Annotated in this window: 10 protein-coding genes and 1 pseudogene; 6 read left to right on the top strand and 5 right to left on the bottom strand. The window is 73.3% G+C overall.

What is annotated here, in order from left to right; translation table 11 throughout:
- A partial coding sequence (locus AB0M95_RS36915; protein ID WP_363775133.1) for a transposase occupies positions 1 to 763 on the top strand: 763 nt, incomplete at its 5' end.
- Positions 764 to 816: 53 nt separating this feature from the next.
- On the opposite strand, the gene AB0M95_RS36910 is transcribed toward AB0M95_RS36915, so the two are convergent.
- Both AB0M95_RS36910 and AB0M95_RS36905 read right to left on the bottom strand, forming a co-directional pair.
- The gene (locus AB0M95_RS36910) at positions 817 to 1,410 is read right to left on the bottom strand and encodes a LysE family translocator (RefSeq protein WP_363775130.1); all 594 of its coding nucleotides are present in this window, start codon (positions 1,408 to 1,410) and stop codon (positions 817 to 819) included.
- A 235-nt stretch (positions 1,411 to 1,645) separates the two neighbouring features.
- A complete protein-coding gene (locus tag AB0M95_RS36905; protein ID WP_358521436.1) occupies positions 1,646 to 2,665 on the bottom strand; it encodes a tyrosine-type recombinase/integrase in 1,020 nt (339 codons plus the stop codon).
- Between the two features lie 243 nt (positions 2,666 to 2,908).
- Here AB0M95_RS36905 and AB0M95_RS36900 point away from each other — a divergent pair, with 243 nt between their 5' ends.
- Positions 2,909 to 3,307, top strand: coding sequence for a RidA family protein (locus tag AB0M95_RS36900; RefSeq protein WP_363775127.1), 399 nt, complete (start codon positions 2,909 to 2,911; stop codon positions 3,305 to 3,307).
- Positions 3,308 to 3,352: 45 nt separating this feature from the next.
- On the top strand, positions 3,353 to 3,847 hold the full coding sequence (locus AB0M95_RS36895) for a ribosomal protein L7/L12 (protein ID WP_363775124.1): 495 nt from the start codon (positions 3,353 to 3,355) through the stop codon (positions 3,845 to 3,847).
- 67 nt (positions 3,848 to 3,914) lie between these two features.
- Here the strand turns inward: AB0M95_RS36895 and AB0M95_RS36890 are convergent, their stop codons facing one another.
- Entirely contained in the window at positions 3,915 to 4,898 is a 984-nt protein-coding gene (locus AB0M95_RS36890) for a tyrosine-type recombinase/integrase (RefSeq protein WP_363775142.1), read from the bottom strand.
- Between the two features lie 66 nt (positions 4,899 to 4,964).
- A pseudogene (locus tag AB0M95_RS36885) lies at positions 4,965 to 5,195 on the bottom strand (ATP-binding protein); the annotation flags it as partial.
- 118 nt (positions 5,196 to 5,313) lie between these two features.
- On the opposite strand from AB0M95_RS36885, the gene AB0M95_RS36880 reads away from it, so the two are divergent.
- Together AB0M95_RS36880 and AB0M95_RS36875 are read left to right on the top strand one after the other, a co-directional pair.
- Positions 5,314 to 5,682 (top strand): ClpX C4-type zinc finger protein, encoded by a 369-nt coding sequence (locus AB0M95_RS36880; protein WP_363775121.1) that lies wholly within the window; start codon positions 5,314 to 5,316, stop codon positions 5,680 to 5,682.
- Positions 5,683 to 5,820: 138 nt separating this feature from the next.
- Complete coding sequence (locus AB0M95_RS36875) at positions 5,821 to 6,579, top strand: class I SAM-dependent methyltransferase (RefSeq protein ID WP_363775118.1); 759 nt, start codon at positions 5,821 to 5,823, stop codon at positions 6,577 to 6,579.
- A 3-nt stretch (positions 6,580 to 6,582) separates the two neighbouring features.
- On the opposite strand, the gene AB0M95_RS36870 is transcribed toward AB0M95_RS36875, so the two are convergent.
- On the bottom strand, positions 6,583 to 7,356 hold the full coding sequence (locus AB0M95_RS36870) for a TetR/AcrR family transcriptional regulator (protein WP_363775115.1): 774 nt from the start codon (positions 7,354 to 7,356) through the stop codon (positions 6,583 to 6,585).
- A 114-nt stretch (positions 7,357 to 7,470) separates the two neighbouring features.
- Between AB0M95_RS36870 and AB0M95_RS36865 the strand changes: the two genes are divergently transcribed.
- Positions 7,471 to 8,451 carry an ATP-binding cassette domain-containing protein gene (locus tag AB0M95_RS36865; protein WP_363775112.1) on the top strand — a complete coding sequence of 327 codons (981 nt, stop codon included), beginning with the start codon at positions 7,471 to 7,473 and terminating at the stop codon, positions 8,449 to 8,451.
- The last annotated feature ends 2 nt before the right edge of the window (positions 8,452 to 8,453 follow it).

Here is an 8,453-nt window from a genome sequence, read left to right as displayed (position 1 = left end):
CGAGGCGAAGAAGACGCCGGATCGCTCCTGGCTGGGTGCGGTGTCGGCTGTGGTTTTGCAGCAGGCGCTGGCGGACCTGAACACGGCGTACCGGAGCTTTTTCGACTCGATCAGCGGGAAGCGGAAGGGGCCGAAGGTGGGCCCGCCCCGGTTCCGGTCCCGCAAGGACAACCGGCAGGCGATCCGCTTCACCAGGAACGCCCGGTTCTCCATCACCACGGGCGGGAGGTTGCGCCTGCCGAAGATCGGGGACGTGGACGTCCGCTGGTCACGTTCCCTGCCCGCCGACCCGTCCAGCGTGACGGTGGTCAAGGACGCGGCCGGCAGGTACCTGGCGGTGAAGGGACTGGCGCGCACCCGGCTGGCCAAGTCCGTGCATGACGCGGGCTGGTCGGCGTTCGTGACCATGTTGGAGTACAAGGCCGCGCTGTATGGGCGGGTCTTTCATCGGATCGACCGGTGGTTCCCCTCCTCCAAGCTGTGCTCGGACTGCGGGGCCGTCGCCGAGTCGATGCCGCTGAACGTCCGGTCGTGGAGTTGCCCGTGCGGCGCGGTCCACGACCGGGACGTCAACGCCGCACGTAACATCCTGGCCGCCGGGAGGCGGCAGGTCGCCGCTGGACGGAAACCCGCGCCTGAGATGGGCGGGAAGCGGAGACCCAAAACGCCTGTGGAGACCCGTAAGACCCCGGCCCCCGCGCCCCGGCGCGGTAAGAAGGGCACGGTCGAGGAAGCAGGAAGCCACCGAAGTGCCGCCGCGTGAGCATGTGCGGCACAGGCGGAATCCCCGGGCTTCACTTCAGCCCGGGGAGCGCGTCAATGGCGCGACAGTGCCAGGCGCAGGCCGAAGCCGACGAGCACGGCGCCGGTCAGGCCGTCCATGGCGCGGCGCACCGCCGGCCTGGAGAGCACACGCCGCGCCAGCCCGGTGACCAGGATGAGCACGGTGAACCACGCCATGCCCTCCAGGTTGTGCACCAGCGCCAGCAGGACGCCCGCCGCGAGGTGCGGCACGCCCTCGGGCATGAACTGGGGCAGCAGCGCCGCGTAGAAGACCCCGACCTTGGGGTTCAGCAGGTTGGTCGCCAGGCCGCGCATCCAGGCCCGTCCGGCCCCGCCCTCCCGATCGTCCGTGCCGTCCGGCCGCGCGTGACCCTGGCCTCCGCCGCGCAGGGCTCGCCACAGCATCGCCCCGCCCAGCAACACCATGTACGCCGCGCCCGCGTACCGGAGCGCGGAGTAGGCCAGCTCGGAGGCGGTCAGCAGCGCCGAGACGCCTACGGCCGCCGCGGCGCCCCACACCAGCACGCCGGTGTTGACGCCGAGCGCCGTCGCGAAGGCGTGCCGCCTGCCCGCGGTCACCGCCGACCGCAGCACCAAGGCCGTGTCCAGCCCGGGAACGATGGTCATCAGACCTGCGACAACCGCGAAGGATACGAGCATCGACCACACGCGCCCATCATCCCGTCTCGTGGGGCCCCATGTAACCGGATATGCAGTGAGATAAAGGAGTAAATCCCGACATTTCCCGCTCAAGGCCCCTGTCAAGGCCACGACCACGACTGCGACCGTGTGACCACCACAGGCCCGAGACAGCGGACCTATGGCGACGTCGGCGGCACCCCGAGCCTTGCCGCCGCCGTCGTCACCCAGCGGCGGGCGGGCGGCGCAGCAGGGGATGTGTGCGCATCGCGACCTCCAGCTCGCCGGGCAGCTCGTCGCGGTAGCGGCCCAGCGTCGCCAGGTCGCTGTGCCCGAGCACGCGGCGCACCGCGTCCATGTCCACGGCGTCGGCCAGCAGGTGGGTGGCGGTGGTGTGCCGCAGGCCGTGCGGCGTCACCGAGCGCCGCTGGGAGGGGTCGACGTGCCGCTGGACGCGGTCGATGACCGCCTGGACGTCGCCCCGCGCCAGCCGCCTGCCCCGCCACGACAGCAGCAGCGCCTTCTCGGCCGTCGCCGGGCGGCCGCGCGACAGGTACGCGTCCAGCGCCTCGGCGACGTCGGCCGGGAGCGGCACGTCGCGGGTGCGGCCGCCCTTGCCGAAGATGCGCCAGTAGCGCACGCCGTCGTTGGTGTAGAAGTCCTCGACGTTGGCCCGCACGAGCTCCGACACGCGCGGGCCGAGGGTGGACAGCAGCAGGACGATCAGCGCGTCGCGCGCCTCCATGCGCTGGTCGCGCCGCCCGCGCGGCTCGGGCTCGGACGACGACAGCGACCGCGCCGCACCCACCAGGCCCTGCGCCTGCTCACGGGTCAGCGCGCGGCGCTCGGCGCGCAGCCCGCCGCGCTCCTTGGCCGTCACCGTCACCGCCGTCATCGGGTTGACCTGCACCCACCCCGACAACGTGGCGTGCTTGAAGAACGCCGACACCGAGCGCCGGAACCGTGACTGCGAGGAGGCGCTCTGCGACTCGCCGCCGGGGGAGGTGCGGCGGCCGTCCGGCTTGCGGGCGAACGCCAGCAGCACCGCGTCGACGTCCTCGCCCGTCAGGTCGTCCAGCACCTGGCCGGGGCCCGCCAGCGCCGAGAACGTCGCGACGTCGCGCGCGTAGACCTCCGCCGTCGCCGGGGACAGCGCCCCGGTCACGGTCTTGGCGCGGACCAGCTCCACATATCGGTCGGTGGACTCCTCGACGGTGATTCGCGTCAGCTCGGCGGGGCGCATCGATCAGCTCCGGTCCTTTCCGATCCCTTTCCCGGTATGGATCACGCCGACCGTACCCCCTCGCACCGACAATCCCGTGCCCCACGCGCGAACCGGCCGCCGGATCGCGGTCGCGGGATCGCCGGGGGCCGGAACGTGGGCGGAAAAACCGGATGACACCCGCCGCGCGTCCCGGACATCATGGGCCCTCCGTGCCCATGCCCGCCCCGGTGGCGGGCCCCGCCGCCCGCGTGGAGGACCGTCATGACGCTTCGCACCATCGTCCCCGGCCTGCTGCCGCCTCCGGGGTACGCGCACGCCGCCGTGGTCGAGACGGGGGAGCGCCTGGCGTTCATGGCCGGGGCCGTGCCGATGGACGCCGAGGGCAGGCTCGTCGGCCCAGGCGACCCGGCCGCCCAGACCCGCCAGGTGCTCGGCAACCTGGAGACCGCCCTGCGCGCCGTCGGCAGCGACCTGTCCCACGTCGTCGCCAGCACCGTCTACGTCGCCACCACCCGGCACGAGGACCTGCTGAGCGTCTGGGAGGTCGTGCGGGCGTCCGAGCTGTCGGCGGGCCCGCACACCTCGACCCTGCTCGGCGTCTCGTTCCTCGGCTACTCCGGCCAGATGGTGGAGATCATCGCCACAGCCGTCATCCCCTGACCACCGAGCCCGCGACGGGAGCGTCCGAAGCACTAGGATCCAGGCATGTTTGGCATCGGATGGCTGGAGATCCTGGTTCTCCTCGTCGTCGCGGGCGGTTTGCTGGGAGTGATGTTCGGTCTCGCGCGCCGGGGCACGAGCAGCTCCGGCCCCTCGTACATCTCCGCGTGGGACGAGCGCTCCGCGCCGCCGCACCTGGACGCTCTGGGGCGTCAGGCCTACGCCCTGGCCGCGCAGGGGAAGAAGATCCACGCGATCAAGCTGGTCCGCCAGCGCACCGGCATCGGGCTCAAGGACGCCAAGGACTACGTCGAGGCCGTGGCCGAGGGGCGTCCCGTGCCGCCGGCCGTCGCCCGCCTGCTCCCCCGGCCCGCCCGGCCTCCGATCGCCGACGCGCCCGCGGGGCCTCCGCGGTTCGACCTGGCCACGCGGGCGCGCGATCTGAAGGCCGACGGCCGCACCGATCAGGCCGTCTTCCTCGTGCGCGGCGAGACCGGCATGGGCCAGGAGGAAGCCGAGGCGTTCGTCCGGCAGCTCTGACCTCCTCACGGGCGGTCCGGGCACCCCAGAACTTCGTCACGGGCGGCCGGGCGGCTCCGCGTCGTCGTCACGGGCGGTCGCCGGACGGCCGCAGGCCCTCCAGCACCCCGTACGCCGGGTTCGCGCGCGCCGCGCCGCGCACCTCGCGCGCCGTCGAGGCGACGTACGCCTGCCCCGTCACGATCGACGAGTGGCCGAGCAGCTCCATCAGCTCGTGCGCCGAGGCGCCCCGCTCGGCCAGCCGCGTGGCGAACTCGTGCCGCAGCGCGTGCACCAGCGTCCCCTTCTGCACCCGGTCGTGGATCCCGGCGTACCGGTAGCACTCGCGCACCAGATACTGCAGGCCGCCGCGCCGCAGCGGCTCGTTGCGGGTGTCGACGAGCAGCGCGGCCGACCGGGGGAGCGTCGTCAGCCCGAACCGGCCGAGCCTGCTGCTCAGGTAGGCGTCGATGAGGTGCTCGATGGGCGGTTCGATCGGAAGCGAGCGGGTCTTGCCTCCCTTGCCGACCACCTGGATCCGCCGGTCGCCCTCGGCCCCGCCGATCGACCCCAGCGTGAGGCTCAGCAGCTCGGCCGAGCGCATGCCGGTCACCAGCGCCAGGGCCAGCACGACCAGATCGCGTTCCACCCACGGGTCGCGGGACTCGCGGGCGCCGGCCGCGATCCGCTCCAGGAGCGTCGCCGACGCCGAGCCGTCGCCCAGCAGCGGCTTGGGCGCCTTGGCGGGCTGCTTGGGCCGGGGCACCGCCGCCATCGGGTTGCCCTCCAGCATCCCCTCGGCCACGCAGAACGTCAGGAACTGGTTCCAGGCACTCCACGCCCGGTTGACGCTCGCCGCGGAGCGCGGTTCGGCGAACTCGGCGAACGCCGCCCGCACCAGGCGCCCGCCCAGCGCGCGCACCTCCAGGTCCTCCACCGGCACGCCCGCCACGTCCGCGGCGGCCCCCGCCACCAGGCGCAGATCGCGTTCGTACCCGGCGAGGGTGTGCGGCGAGAGCTTCTTGGCCCGAAGGGACGACAGGAACTCGGCCGCGGCCTCCGGCAGCCGCATCAGCACCAGGGGGACGTGATCATCCACGGCGCCTCCGGTTCTCGGACCTCGTTAGAAGTGCTGCGATTATGCATCAAACCCGTGCGAGCGAGCCGAAGACACGCCGCCGGAAGGCGTCGCAGGTGGGAGGATCTCGTCCTCCACGAGGGGAAGTCTCAGGACGAACCGGGCGCCGCGCGGGGAGTCCTCGATGACGAGGGTGCCGTCGTGCGACTCGGCGATCTCGCGGGAGATGCCGAGGCCGAGGCCGCTGCCGGAGGGGTCGCGGCGCAGGGCCTCCTCCAAACGGGTGAAGCGGCCGAAGACGGCACTCCGGCCGGGTCGGGCCGTGCGGAGTTGTCAGGAGCTGCCTGACGGACGTAGGGTCGGATCGCCCCTGTCAGGACCAGCCTGACAAGAGACGTGTGGAGGACCCATGTCCGCTCCATCCCTCGCCGACCAGGACCTGCGGTGCTCGTTCTGTGGCAAGCCCAAGACCGAGGTGCGCAAGCTGATCGCCGGGGCCGGTGTCCACATCTGCGACGGCTGCGTCGGCCTGTGCAGCCAGATCCTGGCCGAGGAACTGGCGGTGGAGAAGCCGGAGATGCCCTGGCCGGACCTCATGACCGACGAGCAGATCCTCGAACTGCTGCCCCGCGTCGCCGCCGTGAGCGCCCAGGTGGAGGCCAACCTGCGGGTCTGGGTGCAGCGTCTGCGCGACAGGGGCGTCACCTGGGCCCGCATCGGCGCGGCCCTCGACATGACCCGGCAGTCCGCCTGGGAGCGGTTCTCCGGCGAAGAGTGACCCGGGCCGCGACGCCGATCGGGAGACCGGCCGGGAGTTCGTGCTCGAGGCGGGCCGGGCCCGGGCGCTCCAGCCGTCCGAACTCTTTCACCGTGGACTCGACTTGATCAACGGGGGCTCGGAGGTCAGGCTGGGGGCATGGGCGGCGATCGCGCGTTCGACGACATGGTGGCCGAGGCCGCGGCGGTTTCGGTCGACGGGTGGGATTTCTCCTGGCTGGACGGGCGGGCGACCGAGGAGCGGCCGTCGTGGGGGTACGCGCGGCTGCTGGCGGAGCGGATGGCGCGCGCGTCCGCGGCGCTCGATCTGGACACCGGTGGAGGCGAGGTGCTCGCGGGGGTCCCGCTGCTGCCGCCGCTGACCGTGGCCACCGAGTCCTGGCCGCCGAACCTGGCCCGCGCGACCGAGAGCCTGCGCCCGCGCGGGGTCGCGGTCGTGGACGCCCACGGCGAGCGGCTGCCGTTCGCCGACGGGGTCTTCGACCTGGTGACCAGCCGCCACCCGGTGTCCACCTGGTGGGAGGAGATCGCGCGGGTCCTGCGCCCGGGTGGCGCCTACTTCTCGCAGCAGGTCGGGCCGGCGTCGGCGGGGGAGCTGACCGAGTGGTTCCTCGGGCCGCGGCCCGGCCCGCACACCCGTGACCCCGAGGCCGCGCAGGCGTCGGCCGAGGCGGCGGGCCTCAGGGTGGCGGACCTGCGGTTCCAGCGCCTGCGGATGGTGTTCCACGACGTCGGGGCCGTGGTCTACTTCCTGCGGAAGGTCATCTGGATCGTCCCCGGCTTCACGGCCGAGGAGCACCTCACCCGCCTGCGGGCGCTGCACGAAAGGATCGCGGCCGACGGCCCCTTCGTCGCGCACTCGACCCGCTTCCTCATCGACGCCCGCAAACCCGCCTGACCGCTACGACTCCGGCGCGCCGCGCTGGTCGATCAGGTGCGCGATGCCGTCGAGGACGCGCTGGAGGCCGAACTCGAAGGCGTGGGCCGGGTCGGACGCGGCGCCGTACGCCTCGCCGGCGGCCGCGCCCACGCGCGCGGACAGCGGATAACGACCGGCGTCCATGACCGTGCCCAGGTAGGGCGCGCGGGCGTACCACCACTGCTCGTCGGAGATGCCGGTGCGCTGCTCGACCTGGGCCGCCTCGACCGCGCCGCGCGCGGCGCCGTGGACGTACCCGCCGATGAGGGCGACGACCGAGTCCATCTCCAGGTCGGTCAGGCCGACGCCGTCCACGGCGGACAGCTCGTACTCGTAGGCGGCGGTCACGTTGGGGCCGAGCGGCGGCCGGGAGGTGGCGACGTACAGCAGCCAGGGGTGGCGCTGGTAGAGGGCCCACTTCTCGCGCGCGATCAGCTCCAGCCTGGCGCGCCAGCCGCCCTCGACGCCGACGGGCCGGGCGCCCTCGCCGATCACCGTGTCCAGCATGAGGTCGAGGAGCTCGGCCTTGCCGGGCACGTAGGTGTACAGCGACATGGTGCCGACCCCGAGCCGTTCGGCGACGCGGCGCATGGTCAGGGCGGCCAGGCCGTCGGCGTCGGCGAGCTCGATCGCCGCGCCGACGATGCGGTCGACGCCGAGATCCGGCCGTCCCTTCCTGCCGGACTTCTCGCGGGTGCGCCACAGCAGGGCCAGGCTGCGCGCGGGGTCGCCCGCGCCGGTGTACTCGGTGGTCATCGTGGCTCGAATCTTATCCCCGTGCCGCTCGCCGTCCTCCCGCAGGGTGTACCGTACGCACTCCCGTATGCTGTACGGTACGACGTACGGAGAATCGAGCCGAGGAGGACGCCAGTGGATTCCACGCGACACGCGATCGTCGCCGAGGGGCTGTGCAAGCGGTACGGCGACACGGAGGCCCTGGCGGGGTTCGACCTCGCCGTGCCCGAGGGCATCGTCTGCGGGCTGCTCGGACCCAACGGCGCCGGCAAGACGACGGCCGTCCGGGTGCTGACCACGCTGCTGCGGCCCGACGCCGGCCGGGCAGAGGTCGCCGGGGTCGACATCGTGCGCCAGGCCGCGAAGGCGCGACACCGTGTCGGGCTGGTCGGCCAGCACGCCGCGCTGGACGAGGTGCTGAGCGGCCGGCAGAACCTCGTCATGTTCGGCCGGCTCTACCACCTGGGCCTGGCGCGGGCCCGCCGCCGGGCCGACGAGTTGCTGGAGCGGTTCGGGCTGGCAGACACCGGCGCCAAGCCCGTCAAGCAGTACTCCGGCGGCATGCGCCGCAGGCTGGACCTCGCGGCCGGGCTGATCCTCGCCCCCTCCGTGCTGTTCCTGGACGAGCCGACCACCGGGCTGGACCCGCGCGGGCGCAACGAGGTCTGGGAGGCGGTCGGCTCGCTCGTCGCCGCCGGCACCACGGTGCTGCTCACCACGCAGTACCTGGAGGAGGCCGACCGGCTCGCCGCCAAGATCTGCGTGGTCGACTCCGGGCGCGTGATCGCCGAGGGCACTCCCGGCGAGCTGAAGAGCGCGATCGGCGGCGACCGCCTCGACGTCGTGCTGCGCGCCGACGACGAGATCCCCGCCGCGATGGCGATCGTCGGGCGGGTCACCGGCGGCGAGCCGGAGTCCGACCGGGACACGCGCCGGGTCGGCGCGCCGGTCCGCGAGCGGGTGGCCGCCCTGACCGAGGTCGTGCGGGCCCTGGACGAGGCGGGCATCGTGGCCGAGGACATCACGCTGCGCCGCCCGTCCCTCGACGAGGTGTTCCTGCGGCTGACCGGGCACCCCGCCGAGGAGCGCGCCGGGCGGCAGGAGGTGGCCGCGTGACG

The organism is Sphaerisporangium sp. NPDC051017 (genome assembly GCF_040683095.1).
Lineage (GTDB): Bacteria > Actinomycetota > Actinomycetes > Streptosporangiales > Streptosporangiaceae > Sphaerisporangium.
The sequence above is the reverse complement of the archived record's forward strand: the minus strand, read 5'-3'. Positions and strand labels throughout refer to the sequence as shown.